Source organism: Cohnella sp. GCM10027633, from assembly GCF_042675445.1.
GTDB lineage: Bacteria > Bacillota > Bacilli > Paenibacillales > Paenibacillaceae > Cohnella.
On the sequence record NZ_JBHTGV010000006.1, the window covers coordinates 259,175 to 275,532 of the forward strand.

Genomic DNA, 16,358 nt, shown 5'->3' on the forward strand with positions numbered 1-16,358 from the left:
TTCCATTGCACACCGCCGCCGCTAGAGCCATCCTCGTCTTATTGTCCGTCATCGTCTCGCTCTGCGCCTTGCCGCTTCCGGCCGGACATGCGGAGAAACCGATTCAGGTCGTCTATCAAGGCCAACCGATCGAATTCGCCGTAAGCCCTTTCAATCGCAATAACGCCGTCTACATACAAGCGCGCCCGTTCGCCGAGACACTCGGCTTCCGTATCGATTGGCTCGACAAGACGCGCCTTAGCCTTACAAAAGCAGACTTGAAGCTCGTGCTCGAGGTCGGTAGCACGAAGGCGATCGCGAACGGTCAACCGACGACGATCTCGCCGGCCCCGACGAAGGTAGGCGCGACTCTATTCTTACCGCTGCGCGCCATCGCCGAGAGCATGCAGCATACCGTCTCGTGGAACGCGGCGACGAACAGCGCCTCGATCGCGGAACGCGGTACTTCGCCGACGACGCCGAGCACGCCATCGACCAGCCCTTACAAGGTCGTCGCCTATTATCCGTTCTGGGGCGCGGCGTTACAGGAACCGATCAGCACGCAACCGTTATCGAAGCTGACCCACTTGAACTACGCCTTCGCGAACATCAGCGGCGGTCAAGTCGTGCTGGGCGATGCCGATACCGACGTCGCGAGCTTCAAGCAACTGAAGCAAGCCAAATCCGCGAATCCGCGGCTGCGCACACTCATCAGCGTCGGCGGTTGGACGTGGTCCGGGCAATTTTCCGATATCGCGTACACGGCCTCCGCCAGGAAGAAGTTCGCGGCCAGCGCGGTCGCGTTCATCCGGCAATACGGCTTCGACGGCGTCGACCTCGATTGGGAATATCCCGTTGCCGGCGGCTTGCCCGAGAACAAGATGCGCAAGGAAGACAAGACGAACTTCACGCTGTTGCTCCAAGAACTCCGCGATCAGCTCGATGCCGCGGAGAAGAGCGACGGACGGGAATATTTGCTTACGATCGCCGCGGGCGCTTTTCCCGCTTACCTCAAGAACGTCGAGATCGCGAAGATCGTCTCCCTCGTCGATTGGATGAATCTCATGACGTACGACTTCCACGGCGACTGGGACGACAAGAGCGGTCACCTGTCCGCCTTGTACGCGGATAGCGCGGGCCCTGGCGGCAAGCTTGCGACGGACAACGACGACGCCATCGTTAACCTCTACCTGAAGGCGGGCGTTCCCGCTTCGAAGCTCGTGCTCGGCGTCCCGTTCTACGGCCGCAGCTGGACGTCCTGCGATGCGACGAACAACGGGCTCTACCAAGCTTGCGACGGACCGACTCGTAAAATGTACAGCTACGAAGATCTGAAGCAGCAAGGATGGATTAACGCTAACGGGTTCGTGCGTTATTGGAACGCCGATGCCAAGGCGCCGTATCTGTACAAAAAAACGACCGGCACCTTCGTCACGTACGAAGATGCCGAGTCGATCGGATACAAAGCCAGCTATGTGAAGTCGAAAAAACTAGGCGGCGCGATGATATGGGAGTTGACGCAGGATGACTCCTCGCGCACGCTGTTGAACGCGCTGACCAACGGATTGAGAGATTATTGAAGAACAGGAAGGAATATGACGATCCGTGTCGAATGGTAATAGGTCCCATAACCTATAACCTTTGAAAGAAGCGTGGTCGCGTAATGAGAAGGGCTTTGCATCTTATCGCTGTTTTCGTACTGGTAATCAGCTTCAGCTTGAACGTGCAATCGAGCGGTAGCGTATTGGCGAAAGCAGATGAATCTCGAATTAAGGACATTATCGGTAAAAACACCATTTTATTGGAAGACGGCTCATTATGGACGTTGGATACGACATGGAGCGGCGCGATGCATACGCCAGGCGATCTCGTGGCAATTACCGGGGGCGAGCTTAGCGGCATAGGTATAACGTCCAGCGGAGAACTCGTTTCATTCGGACCTGGTAAACCGCCGACAAAGGTTGCCGGTCAGACGGGCATAAAGCAAGTAGCTGGGAATCGCTGGTTGAAGTCTGACGGTACCGTGTGGACATGGGACGGCAAACTGAAGAAGCTCGAAGGCGTCCACTTGATTGGGCAGGGATCAGGCTTCGGAGCGTTAACGAAGTCAGGCGATGTGCTATTGGAAAATCGCTATACGGCCGGAATTTTCAGAACATTTAATACGATTCCCGACGCGTCGTCCGTCGTCTCGCTTGCAGTCGACGATAATAGTGTCGCCTTGCTATATGATAGCGGAAAGGTCGTCGTGTTCGAGGAATTCAACTTTGACGATAACCTGCAAGTCATACCCGTTACCGTCGCGGAAGACGCAGTCCATATCGAATACGTCGCCAACAGCCCGACGGATGCGTTGATAGTGACTCGCAAAGACGGTACGGTGTGGCGAACCGGCGACTATCAGGATCGCTGGAAGTTAGTTGCCCAAATCCCGGGACTAAGTCAGATCGTCAAGACGGACAGCCTATCGAGTGTCGAACAATTTTACGCACAGCGCAGCGACGGGAGTTGGTTGCTATATGACGAAGAGAATGTGATCCCCTTCGACGCGCCATCCATCGACAAGGTAGACGCTGCGCTCTCCGATCTGAAACCGTTCGTTAACGGGACGATTAAAATCGATATACAAGAAACCTACACGAACGGTGCCAAGTTTAAAGTACCTGTTTCCGAATCCAACGTTACTGTTCAAAAACCGTACCTGCTGAAGTTTCAATCGAACGGTACGCTCAAAGCGCTCGGCGTAGGACAGTCGCAAGTATCTGTCACAGCAAGCGGAACGACGAAGACATTCACGGTTTCTATTAGCCTTCGGAACAAATTAAAACACGCCAAACTCGTAAACGGCGTTGTCTTCATACCGATTAAACCGGTATTCGAAGCGCTAAGCGGATCGGTCGCAACGAGTGGCGGAGCATTCGACGTACAACTTGGGGATACGACGGTTTCGCTGAGAACGGGCGATAAGAACGTTAAGTTTAACGACAAAACACTTCAACTTAAAGCCGCTCCTATGATAGTCAACGGAGAAACTCTCTTCCCTGCGGCGCTGCTTACCGATGTGCTAGGTGCACGCATTCAATGGGACGCGAAATGGAAGCAAGCTGTGATCACTATTGGAAGCGCCTCGATGACGGTCGTCTCCGACGATACGGCGCTGTTAGTCAAGAGGGCCGCGCAAGGAAGCCTCGCGAAATTCATCGGCAAGTCGTACTGGATCAATCATTTCCAAGGGTGGGAACGATTCTCCAAAGTTACGATAACGGATATCCTGCCGGATGACACGGGATTTTATACGATCGTATTCAAGACTAGCACAGGAAAATCGTTGAAGAGCTACTCAATGGCAGAGAGTAACGTTACGGATCTGTTCTCTAACGAATTTGCTTTCCTTTCCTACGACCCCTATAAGAAATATGCCTGGTCCGCATCCGTATGGAAGCAAGTCAAAGCGGAACAAGTATCGCTCGGCATGACCAAAGATCAGGTTCGCTTCTCCTGGGGTACGCCATCTACGAAGAGCATTTCGTCTTTCGCGGGAAAAACAATCGAAGTGTGGGTGTATGGAAACTTCGATACGGTGTCGTTCGTGAACGGCAAAGTGACGATGGTAATCGACTAAACGAATTCGAACATTAGCGCAACGCCAAGGCCCCCGTCTCATTCCGAGACGGGGGCCTCCTTCATTATGCATAGCCGCATCGCTTACCGATTCAAGAGGCTGCCCACGTACCGCATCAGCTCGTTGGAGCACACCGGGCAATAGCCGTGCTCGTCGATGAGCCGCTTCGTCACTTCGTTGATCCGCTTCAGCTGGCTCTCGTCCGGCGTCTTCGTCGACGTCGTAATCTTGACGATATCCTTCAAGTCGGTGAACAGCTTCTTCTCGATCGCCTCACGCAGCCGGTCGTGCGTGCTGTAATCGAATTTCTTGCCCTTGCGGGAATAAGCGGAGATGCGGATCAGTATCTCTTCGCGGAACGCCTTCTTCGCATTCTCCGAGATGCCGATCTGCTCCTCGATCGAGCGCATGAGCCTCTCGTCGGGATCCATCTCCTCGCCGGTGAGCGGGTCCTTGATCTTCGACCAGTTGCAATAGGATTCGATATTGTCCAGATAGTTCTCGAACAGCGTGCGCGCCGATTCCTCGAACGAGTAGACGAACGCCTTCTGAACTTCCTTCTTGGCGAGCGTATCGTACTCCTTGCGCGCCACCGAGATGAAGTTGAGGTACTTCTCCCGCTCCTCCTTCGAGATCGAAGGATGCTGGTCGAGGCCGTCCTTGAGCGCCCGCAGCACGTCGAGCGCGTTGATGCACGGCATGTCGTGCTTGATGAGCGCGCTCGAGATCCGGTTGATGACGTAACGCGGATCGATGCCGGACATCCCTTCGTCGCTGTACTCGTTCTGCATTTCCTTCAGATCCGCTTCCTTGTAGCCTTCCACTTCTTCGCCGTCGTACATCCGCATTTTCTTCACGAGGTCCATGCCCTGTTTCTTCGATTCCTTCAGTCTCGTGAGTATGGAAAATATGGCTGCGGCCCGGAGGGCGTGAGGAGCGATGTGGATGTGCTTCATATCGGACTGCCCGATTAGCTTGGAGTAAATTTTCTCTTCCGCCGATACCCTAAGATTGTAAGGCACGGGCATGACGATCATCCGCGACTGAAGCGCCTCGTTCTTCTTGTTGGAGATGAACGCCTTGTACTCGGATTCGTTCGTATGCGCGACGATGAGCTCGTCGGCGCTGATGAGCGCGAATCGTCCGGCTTTGAAGTTGCCCTCTTGCGTTAGCGATAACAAGTTCCACAGAAACTTCTCGTCGCACTTGAGCATCTCCTGGAACTCCATGAGCCCGCGGTTCGCCTTGTTCAGCTCCCCGTCGAACCGGTACGCGCGCGGATCGGATTCCGAGCCGTATTCCGTGATCGTCGAGAAGTCGATGCTTCCGGTCAAGTCCGCGATATCCTGCGATTTCGGATCGGATGGGCTGAACGTGCCGATGCCGACGCGGTTCTCCTCCGATATAAGTACGCGCTCGACGGAGACCCGTTCGATGTCTCCGTCGTACTCGGTGCGCAGCCGCATCTGGCATGAAGGGCACAGGTTGCCCTCGATTCGGACGCCGAGCTCCTTCTCGATATCGTCCCGCAGCTCGGACGGTATCAGGTGCAGCGGGTCTTCGTGCATCGGGCAGCCCTTAATGGCGTACACGGCTCCGCGATCGGTGCGGGAATAGCGCTCGAGCCCTTTTTTAAGCAGCGTAACGATCGTCGATTTGCCGCCGCTCACGGGACCCATGAGCAGCAAGATCCGCTTGCGGACATCGAGCCTGCGCGCCGAGGAATGGAAGTATTCCTCCACCAGCTTCTCCATCGTCCGGTCGAGACCGAAAATCTCCGATTCGAAAAACTTATATCTTTTGTTCCCGCCCTTCTCCTCTACCCCTTGGGAGACGATCATGTCGTATACCCTGGCGTGAGCGGTCATCGCGGGCGTGCTGTCGCTCCGCAGCAGCTCGATATAATCCCGGAACGTCCCCGACCAGTTCAGCTTCTCACTCTCGGCCCGATACTCCGCAATGCGCTTGAAGATGTCCATGCCGCTTCCTCCTCGCTCTCTTTCTCTACCTCGTCACCCGAACGTATTACATACCTATGCGGCAATGCGGACGAATTTGACCTAACATTGTTGGGACATGGGGATCAATTCCGAGAGACGGACTTGTCTTTCGCGCGCCCGCCGTATGCTATAATGTCGATAACGTTCCAGCATTCAGCACGCAAGCGCGAGGAGGGATGGCGATGGCCGTCAAGCACGAGACCGAGCTTTACCCGCCGATCAAAGCCTTCTTCACCGAACGGGGCTTCGAGGTGAAGGCCGAAATCCGGGGCTGCGACCTCGTCGCTTACCATCCCGGACAGGACATTCCCACGATCGTAGAGATGAAGCGAATATTCACGTTGCCTTTGCTGCTGCAAGGCATCGATAGACAGAAGACCGGCGCGGCCGTATGGCTCGCCGTCGAACGGAATCGGACGAAGAAAGGCGCGCACAACCAGCGGTTCGGCGACATTACGACGCTGTGCCGCAGATTGCAGCTCGGCTTCCTCACCGTCACGTTCTACAAGACCAAGGCGCCCGTGCTCGAAGTTTGGTGCGAGCCGGGAGCGCCGTACGCGTCGGAGCGCGTCCGTATATCCAACCCGGCAGACGCCGTCGTAGCCGCGGAAGCGCAGCAAGCCTACGCGCTGGCCGCGGCTGCCGGCGGCCGCAAGAAAGGCGCCGCGCGGCTGCTCAAGGAGTTCTCGGCGCGCAGCGGCGATTACAACGTCGGAGGCAGCACGAAACGCAAGCTCGTGACCGCCTATCGCGAGCGGGCGCTGCAATGCGCGCTGGCGTTAGCCGCCCACGGGGCGTCCGCGCCCCGCCAAGTGCGGGACTGGACCGGATGTCCCGACGCCGGCTCGTTGCTGCGCACGAACTATTACGGCTGGTTCCGGCGGCTCGGCGTCGGAAGATACGAACTATCGCCGTCCGGCCGCGCGGCGCTCAAGGAATATTCCGAAGTCGTCGCGGCATGGACGGCCAAATACGCTTGGGCCACCGCGGCCGAGTTCGCCGCGGCGAAGGCGGAAGGAGGAACGGACGATGAACGAGCACGAGAATGAGATCGATCTAGGACCGCTCGAACGGTTCGGGACGTTGCCCGCGGAAGTGTTGCTGGACATGACGCCCTACTGGCTCGTGCGCTGCGGCGACGGGGAATATCGGCTGCTCAGCGGATTATGCCCTCATGCGGGCGGCGAAGTTCGTCCGATGAACGACGTGCTGTTCTGCCCGCTTCACTTCTGGACGTTCGACGCCGCGTCCGGCGAATGTCTGAATCAACCGGACGAGCGACTCCTGAGCCGTCGGGTCGAAGCGAGAGGCGACAGGCTTATCGCCGTCGGCGAAGACCGATAATCAGCCGATCGACCACCTTCCCGTGAATTCCTCGATGCTCTCCGCCAGCCGCGACACGCCGAGCTTCAGCTGCCTCTCGTCCGCGAACGCGAAGGTGAGCCGTACGGCGTTGTTCTGCGGATCTTTCGCGTAGAAAGGTCCGCCCGGCTGGAAAATAAGTCCCTTCAGCCATGCGCCTTTCAGCAGCGTCTCCCCGTCCAACCCTTGCGGCAACGCGACCCACAGATGAATGCCGCCCTTCGGCGTCGCCCATGTTACGTCCGGCAGCCGTTTGTGCGAGAGCAAATCGGTCAGCTTCCGCATTCTGACGTCGCACTGCACCTTGAACATCTCGATAAGCGGCGCCAGCGGCTGCTCCTCGATCAGATCCGAGAGCGCCCGTTGCTCGATCGCGCTGACGAGCGGCTCTTTGATCGCCGGAACTTCGGCGTTCGGGTCTTGCCTTAGCGATTCAATATGGCCGGCGATCCATCCGATGCGCAATCCGGAGATCAACCCGGGCGGAAGCTGCCCGATCGACAATACTCCGGGGTCTAGGCGACGGTGCGACTCGGGGTCGTCGCCGTCGTACAGCAACATCTCCTGCCGATCGTCCGTGACAAGCAGCACGCCCGCTTCCAAGCATCTGGCGCGCACCGCCTGTTTACGATCGGCGCTCCAGCTTGCGCCTTCCGGATCGGTGCACGTCCATCCGACGTACACCAGCTTCGGCCGATATCGGTATAGAGCCGTCGTGAGCGCTTCCGGATCCATGCCGCCGCGGTCGCCCGCGATCGCCATCGGCTGTAGCCCCGCCCGGCGGAACGACTGCAGCGCCGATCTTGACGTCAGCCGCTCCACGAGCACGACGTCGCCGGGCTTCGCCGTCCTGTCCAAGATCCAAGAGAGCGCTCCGTCCGCGCCGTTAGTCACCGTTAGCAGCCTGGCGTTGCCGCCGGTTTTGCCCCTCAGCAGCCCCTGCGCGAGCTGTTCGCGAAGCTTGGGCGTTCCTTGCGCTTCGAAACGATGCGAGATGCCGCTGATCGCGGCGATCTCCGCCGCCTTGGCGGCCGCTCTCGCCAATCTCTCGTCCCAATCCGCGCCGGCCACCAAGCCTTCCTTGGGCCATCCACCCATCCAGTTAATGACCTGGTTCAAGGCGTATCCCTCCCCCAGACGTTTGCGCCGTCTTGGTACATCTATATGCGATGCGTCGCGGTTCCATAGCCCTATGACGGTTGCAAATTGTTCACACATTTTAGCGTTTTCTTTTTGGAGGACGTTGGGTATAATAAAAGAAGTTAATCGGAGGTGTAGGACATGTTTCTTGCGGAGACGGCTGCCAAAGCGGCTGAAGGTGCTTACAAGCTATTCGGAATGTCCAATCAATTCTGGATCGTCATTCTCGTGTTGGCGTTGTTCCTCGGCGCGATATTGACATCGTCTTATAACGACGACAAAACGAGCGGACTCTAATCGATCGGCCCCGAAGCCGGATATCTTCCCGAACGGGGAAGATTCCGGCTTTTTGCGTTGTATGGGCATTCGTTGCGCATACGAACAAAAAAACCGCCCCGGCGGGCGGCTACTTCTTGCGGCTATGTTTACAGCCCGGACATGTCCTTCAAGCAGGAAGCGCACACGTAACGCTCCTTGAATTCTCCGACGCCTTCCATCGAAGAACAGAACACGCAGCGAGGCCGATAACGTTCGAGAATGATATGATCGCCTTGGACCAGTATCTCTACCGGATCCCCTTCGTTCATTTGATATCTTTTGCGCAACGACTTGGGCAATACGATCCGCCCCAATTGATCCACCTTACGAACTACGCCAGCCGGTTTCAAAGCATTTCCTCCAATCGAGTAGTCAAATCTAGTTAGTCTCCTGAAACACTTTTGCCATCCTATACCGTTCGCTATCGACAGATAATCTCCTGCATCGACAACATTTTTACTTAAAATAATATAAATTTGGCTAAAGTTATCGAAATTAACTGTTAATTGTCGAATTCATCAATGGCCGTATGATCGCTCAATAATTGTACTTCCCGCTAATATCACACAGGAAAATCGTTCTGCCGAAGCGCTTCGAACACGACGATCGCCGCGGAATTCGCCAAGTTAAGCGAGCGGACCTTGTCCGTCATCGGAATCCGCATGCCCGTATCGGGGTGGGCGTCCAGGATGTCCTGCGGCAGCCCCTTCGTCTCCCGGCCGAACACGAACAGATCCCCGTCCTTGAAGTCGAAGTCGCTGTAACGCTTCGTCACGCGCGTGCTCGCGAAGAAGAACCGGCCTTCCGGGAAGGCGGCTTTCACCTCTTCGAACGAGTCGTAATAAGTAATGTTGACCGCGTACCAATAATCGAGACCGGCGCGCTTCAACGTCTTGTCGTCGGTATCGAAGCCGAGCGGACGCACGAGATGCAGATGAGTGCCGGTCGCCGCGCAGGTACGCGCGATGTTACCCGTATTCGCCGGAATTTCCGGATTGACGAGCACGATGTGGAATGCCACGGGGTTGTCCTCCTTGCTGCTTGCCGCGCACTAAAAGGCGTACAACGCAAAACAGCGGTACAATGTACCGCTATTATGCGTCATCGCCTGGGCGTTCCATTAACCATTGCGCTTCTGGAAGTCTTGCATGAACTCGGCAAGGGCGCGAACGCTCTCGAGCGGCACCGCGTTATAGATCGACGCGCGCAAGCCGCCGACGCTGCGATGGCCTTTCAGCCCGACGAAGCCTTGCTGCTCCGATTCCTTGGCGAATTGCTTCTCCAGCTCTTCCGAGCCGAGGCGGAACGTGACGTTCATGATCGAACGGCTGCCAGGCATCGCGCATCCACGGTAGAACCCGCCGGATCCGTCGATCAGGTTGTACAGCGTTCCTGCTTTGTCGGCGTTCAGGGCTGCCATCGCTTCGGCGCCGCCTTGCGACTTGACCCACTTCAGCACTTCGTTCACCATGTAGATCGCGAACGTAGGCGGCGTGTTGTACAGCGAGTCGGCTTTGGCATGCGTATCGTAGCGAAGCATCGTCGGCACGCCGGCGATTTCGGGTTTGCGAATAAGATCTTCGCGAATAATAACGATCGTGACGCCCGACGGGCCGAGGTTCTTCTGCGCGCCTGCGTAGATGAGGCCGAACTTCGAGACGTCGATCGGACGGCACAGAATATCGCTGGACATGTCGCCGACGAGCGGCACGGAGCCCGTATCCGGATATTCCGCCCATTGCGTGCCTTCGATCGTTTCATTGGAAGTCAGGTGCAAGTATGCCGCGTCGGAAGCGTAGTTCAGCTCGCCGATCGAGGGAATGCGCATGAACTTGTCCGCTTCGGAGGATGCCGCGATGGACGTCTGGCCGAACATTTGCGCTTCTTGGATCGCCTTCGTCGCCCAGCTTCCCGTCGACACGTAAGCGGCCGTCTGGCCCGGACGAAGCAGATTCATGGGAACCATGGCGAATTGCGTGCTTGCTCCGCCTTGGATGAAGAGCACTTTATAGCCGCTTGGAATGCCGAGAAGCTCGCGAAGAAGCGAATCCGCTTCGTAATGGACTTTCTCGTAGATCGGCCCGCGATGCGACATTTCCATAAGCGACATGCCGCTGTCGCCGTATTCCACGAACTGCTCTTGTGCTTGCTTCAATACGTCTAACGGCAACGCCGCCGGACCGGCATTGAAGTTATAGGCACGATTAGCCATCTTTCCTGTTCCCACCTTGTTTAGAATTAAGATAGGCTTATCATATCAAGCCGTTGCCGACAGAGCAACCATAAACTGCTCGCGAAGTACGTCATATTCGTGAAAATTCCGAACGAAAGTTGTGGGTTCAGTGGATAATTTTCGCCTTTTTCTCGGTTTACGGCTGTCTGAATCCGCACAAGCGTATTTAAGCGGTAAAATGGCGTCGATGGCGCAATCGTTAAGTTTCCGCGGCTGGACGCACCCGGCGGACTTGCACGTGACGCTGCACTTCATCGGCGACACGCCCGCCTCGCGCGTGGAGGCGCTTAGCGCCGCGGCGGCGGCAGCCGCGTCGCTGGCTGCGCCGTTCGCGCTCGCGCTGACGGAGCCTGGCGCCTTCGGCGCGCCGTCAGCTCCGCGCGTGCTATGGTGCGGCCTGGCGGAGCCCGCCGCACCCGGGGGCGCGCTAACCGCGCTGCACGCGGCGCTGGGAGCGCGCCTGAACGCCTCCGGCTTCGCGACGGAGGCGAGGCCCTTCCGCGCGCACGCGACGCTCGCGCGCGGATGGACCGGCGCCGCCGCGGACGACGGCGGCGCGGCGGAGCTGATCGCGGCGGCATGGCGCGCCGCGCCGGGCGGGCCGCCGTCGGAAGCCTCGGCGGCGTGGATCGCGGATCGCGTCACGCTGTTCCGCACGTATCTCGGCAAGCGGCCGAGCTACGAGCCGATGGGCGTCTTCCCGCTCGGCCGCAAGGCATGAAAAAAGCTCCCCTCGAAGGGGAGCTTTACGAACGCATAACCGCGAATTAGCAGTCGAAGTAGAGGCCGTACTCGTAAGGGTGGATGCGGATCGCGACAGCTTTCGCTTCTGCGCGCTTAACCGTTACGTAGTTGTCGATGAATTCTTTCGTGAAGACGCCGCCTTCGGTCAAGAACTCGAAGTCCGCTTCCAGAGCGTCAAGAGCTTCGTCGAGCGTGCCCGGTACGCTGCGGATTTCTTTCTTCTGATCGTCGGACAGCTCGTAGATGTTCGTGTCGAACGGACCGTAGCCGAGTGCCGAGGGATCGATCTTGCGTTTGATGCCGTCCAGACCTGCCATCAGCATCGCCGCGAAAGCAAGGTACGGGTTCGCCGTGGAGTCCGGCGTACGGAACTCGATGCGGCAGCCTTTCGGCGTAACCGCTGCAACCGGGATACGAACGGCAGCGGAACGGTTGCCTTTGGAGTATACGAGGTTAACCGGCGCTTCGTAACCAGGCACGAGACGTTTGAACGAGTTCGTGGACGGGTTCGTGATCGCGATCAACGCAGGCGCATGGTGAAGGATACCGCCGATGTAGTGCAGAGCCATTTGGCTCAGGTTCGCGTAGCCGCCTTTTTCGTAGAACAGCGGGTTGCCTTCGTTGAAGATCGATTGGTGAACGTGCATGCCGGAACCGTTGTCTCCGAAGAGCGGCTTAGGCATGAACGTTGCGACTTTGCCGTATTGGCGAGCCACGTTGTGAATGATGTATTTATATTTCATAAGGTTGTCGGCTGTTTTCGTCAGCGTGTCGAAACGGAAGTTGATTTCCGCTTGGCCGGCCGTCGCCACTTCGTGGTGGTGACGCTCGATACGGAGGCCGGATTCTTGCATCAGGCGAACCATTTCGCTGCGGATGTCTTGTTGGGAGTCGACCGGTGCTACAGGAACGTAACCGCCTTTAACGCCGACTTTGAAGCCCAGGTTGCCGCCTTCTTCTTTGCGGTTCGTGTTCCAAGCCGCTTCTTCGGAGTCTACGAAGAACGAAGAGGAATTCATCGTGCTTTCGTAACGAACGTCGTCGAAGATGAAGAACTCGGATTCCGGAGCGAAGTAAGCAGCCGTGCCTACGCCAGCGTTTTGCAGGTACTCTTCCGCTTTGTGGGCGATCGAACGCGGGTCGCGCTCGTAGCGTTGGCCGTCAGGCGTGTGGATGTTACAAATAACGATCAAAGTCGCATGAGCGGTGAATGGATCAACGTATACGGAATCTGTGTCAGGCATCATGACCATGTCGGATTCTTCGATACCGCGGAAGCCCGTGATCGAGGAACCGTCGAACGCTACGCCGTTTTCGAACGTTTCAGCTTCTACTTCCGTCGATGGAAGCGTGATGTGGTGAGCGCGGCCGCCGAGGTCGATGAAGCGGAAGTCTACGAATTCGATGTTCTTTTCCTTGATCAGATCCAATACTTGTTGTACAGACATTTACATTTCCTCCCCATTTCCGAACATTAAGAGTATGATTTCGTTCTATTGTTCAAGTTTTCCCCGAACTTATGACGTTATTATAAAACTCGGTCTTGTGGAGCGTCAATACTTATGTAAGGTATTTTTTGTGGTTATGTTAGCATTGCTTACACTTTGGGCGGTTTGTTCATAAAACGTTCAAATTCGCGTATTTACATCGGAATTCGACTTCCGAACGATGCAAAAAAACGGCCCGCGTATCGCGGGCCGTCCGTTGTTGCGGCTATCGTTACTTCACCCAAGTCTCGAACGCGGACGCGGGCTCCTTCGCCGTGTCAAATTTCTTGCCGAGCAGCGGCGCAAGCTGCTCCAGCTCCTTCAGCAGGTTGGCGAATTGATCCGGGAACAGCGATTGGACGCCGTCTCCCGTCGCCGAGTTGTCGGGATCCGTATGCATCTCGATGATCAAGCCGTTCGCGCCTGCGGCGACGGATGCCTTCGTCATCGTCTCCACGAGCTCGCGGCGACCGGTCGCATGGCTCGGATCGGCGACAACCGGCAAGTGGGACAGCTGTTGGATGACCGGAATCGCGGTCAGGTCGAACGTATTGCGGGTGTACGTCTCGAACGTGCGGATGCCGCGTTCGCATAACATGACGTTAGGATTGCCGCCGGCGAGAATGTACTCCGCCGCGTTCAGCCATTCGTCGTACGTCGCGCTGAACCCGCGCTTGAGCAGCACCGGATTCTTGATCGTGCCGAGCTTGCGCAGCAAGTCGAAGTTCTGCATGTTGCGCGTGCCGACTTGCATGATGTCGGCGTACTCCGCGCACACGTCCACGAACTCGGGCGCCATGACTTCCGTAATCGTGAGCAGACCGTATTTGTCCCCCGCGTCCTTCATCCACTTCAAGCCCTCGATGCCGATGCCTTGGAAGCTGTAAGGACCGGTGCGCGGCTTGAACGCGCCTCCGCGCAGCACTTGGCCGCCCGCCGCCTTGACCAGGCGCGCGATCTCGTCGATCTGCTCCGGCGTCTCGACGGCGCACGGGCCGCCCATGACGACGAGATTGTCTCCGCCGATCTTGACGCCTTTCACTTCGATGATCGTGTCGTCCGGATGGAAGTCGCGGCTGGCGAGCTTATAAGACTTCGAAATTTTTATGACGTTCTCAACTCCCTGCATGGAGCGAATGTGCTCCGACAAGGAAGGGGATGCTTTGCCGATGATGCCGATGACGGTGCGGTCGGTGCCGCGCGATACGTGCGCTTGCACGCCGCTTTGTTCGATGACGCGGACGATTTCCGCGATCCGTCCGTCGGTTATATGCGGGGATGTGATAACGATCATGAGGGATTCACGCTCCTGGAATAGTTTAACGCTTATACGCTTTGACGCTTATACGCTTCGACGCTTATACGCTTTTAAGCACTAAAGTAATAATAGCGAAAAATAGATTTCTTGTCAACGGTCATTCCCCTCGCCAACTTGTCCGTAAGCGCTTGAAAATACCGTACAGAAATCTATTTTTGGAACGATGCGATTCATGAGTCCGTCGATCCCGCGTCCGTCTGCGCCCGGGTCAGCTTCCGCTTCTCCTTGCGTCTCGCCTTGAACGCGTTGATGCTCATCTTGATCGGGAAGTAGCAGATGATTCCAAGAATGATGCCGTCGATCATGCCGCCGACGATAAGCTTCAGGTTCGTCAGCAGCAACCGGTTCATCCATTCGGGCAAGAACGAGATATCGAAGACGAGATGCTTCGGCAACACGAGCGCGCCGACCTTCGAGTTCGGATACATCATCGGGATGTAGATGAGCTTGCCGATGACGAATCCGATTAATGCCGCGGGGAGATTCCCCTTAAGAACGTACACGAGCGGGAAAATAAGAATGAAAGCGACGCCGAGCGTGGGCAGCGTGAACATCTCGATCGCGATGCCGATCGCGAAGCCCATCGCGACCATGGAGGCTCCGCCTTCGGCGCGCATCAGGAGCAAGTATTTGTATTTCAGCCATCGCCAAGTCGTCTGTAATCGTTGCTGCATTCGGATCTCCTTCTTCGAGGCCGACCGTTACTTGGGCGCCTCGGTTGCGCGTTCCTTGACGTTGGGCAGCAGCTTGTTCGTGTTTACGGTTCTTACCAGCGGCCAGGTGGCCGGGTCGCCGTGCTCGTATTGCTCCAAGTACGCGATGACTTCCTTCGTCAGCGCGGTCGGCGTCGAAGCGCCGGAAGTAACGGACACCCGGTTAACGCCCTCGAGCCACTCTTGCTTCAGCTCGCCGAGATCGGCGATCCGATAGGCGGGCACGCCCGCGATCTCCTCGGACACTTGCGCGAGACGGTTCGAGTTGTTGCTTCTCGGATCGCCGACGACGATGCACAGGTCGGCTTCCTTCGCCTGTCCGGCTACCGCTTCCTGACGCACCTGCGTCGCCAGGCAAATCTCGTTATGGATTTCGGCGGACGGGAACGCGCTTAACAGCAGCGCCATCAGATGCTTGATATCCCATTGGGACATCGTCGTCTGGTTCGTGATAATGATGCGATCCGTATCCAGCTTCAGCTTCTCGATATCTTCTTCGCGCTCGATCAGATGCACGTGGCCCGGGGCGATTCCGATGGCGCCTTCCGGCTCGGGGTGGCCTTTCTTGCCGATATAGATAACCTCGTAATTGTCCCCGACCTTCTCCCGGATCAGATCGTGCGTCTTCGTGACGTCCGGACAAGTCGCGTCGACGATCGTCAGCCCTTTCTCCTTCGCCCTGCGGCGAACTTCCGGGGAGACGCCGTGCGCGGTGAAGATAACGGTGCCCTGCTCGACTTGCTCCAGAATTTCGAGACGGTCGTTGCCGTCCAGCGTGATGATGCCTTCTTCCTTGAACGCATCGGTGACGTGACTATTATGAACGATCATGCCTAATATATAGATCGGACGCGGCAGCGACAGATTGCGCGCCGTCTGGAGCGCCAGCACCATGGCGTCGACGACGCCGTAGCAGTAACCTCTCGGGGATATTTTCACGACTTCCATGAATGAACGCCTGCTTTCTATGCCGTATACGGGACGGGAACGGAAGGAACCCGGACCCCGGACGCAGCGAATGGATACTCTCTATTATACCTTAATGACTATAGCGGATAAAGTCGACCCCCGCGGGGCGCGTCTTCCGGAGATGTATACGATATTTATTACATATTCAGCGCGGAAACCGCAAAATAAGGAAGTGTATTCGATTAATCATATACATTTGACACTGTTTCCTGTAGTTTGCAAATTGTATTAGATAAATCGACTTTATCGAGCATTCAACGATTGTAACGCGAGATTAAGATTGATTATTCAACCCTATTCCCAGCACCACTCGTCGGCACAATAGGTTGGACAAAAGGCGACCCCTAATCGGGTAGGAGGCTACCCATTATTTGAGTAGCCGACCTCCCACACCACCGTACGTACCGTTCGGTATACGGCGGTTCCTAAGTTTACGTTGTAACTTGCCGGTAATAATCTGAAAAGAATACGAA

15 protein-coding genes are annotated in these 16,358 nt (G+C 56.8%); 6 read left to right on the forward strand and 9 right to left on the reverse strand.

The window, feature by feature from the left end; translation table 11 throughout:
* Positions 1-5: 5 nt before the first annotated feature.
* Together ACFQZG_RS16650 and ACFQZG_RS16655 are read left to right on the forward strand one after the other, a co-directional pair.
* Positions 6-1,559: a glycosyl hydrolase family 18 protein gene (locus tag ACFQZG_RS16650; RefSeq protein ID WP_378154465.1), complete on the forward strand. Its 1,554-nt coding sequence runs from the start codon at positions 6-8 to the stop codon at positions 1,557-1,559.
* Positions 1,560-1,642: 83 nt separating this feature from the next.
* Positions 1,643-3,601: a stalk domain-containing protein gene (locus tag ACFQZG_RS16655; RefSeq protein WP_378154467.1), complete on the forward strand. Its 1,959-nt coding sequence runs from the start codon at positions 1,643-1,645 to the stop codon at positions 3,599-3,601.
* 83 nt (positions 3,602-3,684) lie between these two features.
* On the opposite strand, the gene ACFQZG_RS16660 is transcribed toward ACFQZG_RS16655, so the two are convergent.
* The gene (locus tag ACFQZG_RS16660) at positions 3,685-5,580 is read right to left on the reverse strand and encodes a PrkA family serine protein kinase (protein ID WP_378154469.1); all 1,896 of its coding nucleotides are present in this window, start codon (positions 5,578-5,580) and stop codon (positions 3,685-3,687) included.
* A 203-nt stretch (positions 5,581-5,783) separates the two neighbouring features.
* On the opposite strand from ACFQZG_RS16660, the gene ACFQZG_RS16665 reads away from it, so the two are divergent.
* Together ACFQZG_RS16665 and ACFQZG_RS16670 are read left to right on the forward strand one after the other, a co-directional pair.
* Entirely contained in the window at positions 5,784-6,650 is an 867-nt protein-coding gene (locus ACFQZG_RS16665) for a DUF2161 family putative PD-(D/E)XK-type phosphodiesterase (RefSeq protein WP_378154471.1), read from the forward strand.
* Positions 6,631-6,945 (forward strand): Rieske (2Fe-2S) protein, encoded by a 315-nt coding sequence (locus ACFQZG_RS16670; RefSeq protein WP_378154473.1) that lies wholly within the window; start codon positions 6,631-6,633, stop codon positions 6,943-6,945. The genes ACFQZG_RS16665 and ACFQZG_RS16670 overlap by 20 nt, the downstream gene beginning before the upstream one ends.
* Here ACFQZG_RS16670 and ACFQZG_RS16675 read toward each other — a convergent pair whose 3' ends face one another.
* Positions 6,946-8,082: an aminotransferase class I/II-fold pyridoxal phosphate-dependent enzyme gene (locus tag ACFQZG_RS16675; protein ID WP_378154475.1), complete on the reverse strand. Its 1,137-nt coding sequence runs from the start codon at positions 8,080-8,082 to the stop codon at positions 6,946-6,948. It lies immediately after the preceding gene.
* Between the two features lie 162 nt (positions 8,083-8,244).
* Here ACFQZG_RS16675 and ACFQZG_RS16680 point away from each other — a divergent pair, with 162 nt between their 5' ends.
* On the forward strand, positions 8,245-8,400 hold the full coding sequence (locus ACFQZG_RS16680; protein ID WP_378154477.1) for a hypothetical protein: 156 nt from the start codon (positions 8,245-8,247) through the stop codon (positions 8,398-8,400).
* A gap of 128 nt (positions 8,401-8,528) precedes the next feature.
* Here ACFQZG_RS16680 and ACFQZG_RS16685 read toward each other — a convergent pair whose 3' ends face one another.
* The 3 genes from ACFQZG_RS16685 to serC form a co-directional block, all read right to left on the reverse strand.
* Positions 8,529-8,771, reverse strand: a complete 243-nt coding sequence (locus ACFQZG_RS16685) for an AbrB/MazE/SpoVT family DNA-binding domain-containing protein (protein ID WP_378154479.1) — start codon at positions 8,769-8,771, stop codon at positions 8,529-8,531.
* Between the two features lie 212 nt (positions 8,772-8,983).
* Positions 8,984-9,442 (reverse strand): tRNA (uridine(34)/cytosine(34)/5-carboxymethylaminomethyluridine(34)-2'-O)-methyltransferase TrmL, encoded by a 459-nt coding sequence (gene trmL, locus ACFQZG_RS16690; protein WP_378154481.1) that lies wholly within the window; start codon positions 9,440-9,442, stop codon positions 8,984-8,986.
* A 99-nt stretch (positions 9,443-9,541) separates the two neighbouring features.
* Positions 9,542-10,633 (reverse strand): 3-phosphoserine/phosphohydroxythreonine transaminase, encoded by a 1,092-nt coding sequence (gene serC / locus ACFQZG_RS16695; protein ID WP_378154483.1) that lies wholly within the window; start codon positions 10,631-10,633, stop codon positions 9,542-9,544.
* A gap of 130 nt (positions 10,634-10,763) precedes the next feature.
* On the opposite strand from serC, the gene thpR reads away from it, so the two are divergent.
* Positions 10,764-11,375, forward strand: coding sequence for an RNA 2',3'-cyclic phosphodiesterase (gene thpR, locus ACFQZG_RS16700; RefSeq protein WP_378154485.1), 612 nt, complete (start codon positions 10,764-10,766; stop codon positions 11,373-11,375).
* A 46-nt stretch (positions 11,376-11,421) separates the two neighbouring features.
* Here the strand turns inward: thpR and glnA are convergent, their stop codons facing one another.
* From glnA to ACFQZG_RS16720, 4 genes are all read right to left on the reverse strand, one after another.
* A complete protein-coding gene (gene glnA / locus ACFQZG_RS16705) occupies positions 11,422-12,846 on the reverse strand; it encodes a type I glutamate--ammonia ligase (RefSeq protein WP_378154487.1) in 1,425 nt (474 codons plus the stop codon).
* Positions 12,847-13,117: 271 nt separating this feature from the next.
* Entirely contained in the window at positions 13,118-14,179 is a 1,062-nt protein-coding gene (gene aroF / locus ACFQZG_RS16710; RefSeq protein WP_378154489.1) for a 3-deoxy-7-phosphoheptulonate synthase, read from the reverse strand.
* A gap of 194 nt (positions 14,180-14,373) precedes the next feature.
* Positions 14,374-14,877 carry a DUF2062 domain-containing protein gene (locus ACFQZG_RS16715; RefSeq protein ID WP_378154491.1) on the reverse strand — a complete coding sequence of 168 codons (504 nt, stop codon included), beginning with the start codon at positions 14,875-14,877 and terminating at the stop codon, positions 14,374-14,376.
* Positions 14,878-14,904: 27 nt separating this feature from the next.
* A complete protein-coding gene (locus tag ACFQZG_RS16720) occupies positions 14,905-15,864 on the reverse strand; it encodes a 4-hydroxy-3-methylbut-2-enyl diphosphate reductase (protein WP_378154493.1) in 960 nt (319 codons plus the stop codon).
* Positions 15,865-16,358 lie beyond the last annotated feature (494 nt).

Excerpts from the sequence above, each read along its gene's own strand:
- ACFQZG_RS16655 (WP_378154467.1), top strand. The coding sequence starts at position 1,643 with ATGAGAAGGGCTTTGCATCTTATCGCTGTTTTCGTACTGGTAATCAGC.
- ACFQZG_RS16660 (WP_378154469.1), bottom strand. The coding sequence starts at position 5,580 with ATGGACATCTTCAAGCGCATTGCGGAGTATCGGGCCGAGAGTGAGAAG.
- ACFQZG_RS16665 (WP_378154471.1), top strand. The coding sequence starts at position 5,784 with ATGGCCGTCAAGCACGAGACCGAGCTTTACCCGCCGATCAAAGCCTTC.
- ACFQZG_RS16670 (WP_378154473.1), top strand. The coding sequence starts at position 6,631 with ATGAACGAGCACGAGAATGAGATCGATCTAGGACCGCTCGAACGGTTC.
- ACFQZG_RS16680 (WP_378154477.1), top strand. The coding sequence starts at position 8,245 with ATGTTTCTTGCGGAGACGGCTGCCAAAGCGGCTGAAGGTGCTTACAAG.
- serC (WP_378154483.1), bottom strand. The coding sequence starts at position 10,633 with ATGGCTAATCGTGCCTATAACTTCAATGCCGGTCCGGCGGCGTTGCCG.
- glnA (WP_378154487.1), bottom strand. The coding sequence starts at position 12,846 with ATGTCTGTACAACAAGTATTGGATCTGATCAAGGAAAAGAACATCGAA.
- aroF (WP_378154489.1), bottom strand. The coding sequence starts at position 14,179 with ATGATCGTTATCACATCCCCGCATATAACCGACGGACGGATCGCGGAA.
- ACFQZG_RS16715 (WP_378154491.1), bottom strand. The coding sequence starts at position 14,877 with ATGCAGCAACGATTACAGACGACTTGGCGATGGCTGAAATACAAATAC.
- ACFQZG_RS16720 (WP_378154493.1), bottom strand. The coding sequence starts at position 15,864 with ATGGAAGTCGTGAAAATATCCCCGAGAGGTTACTGCTACGGCGTCGTC.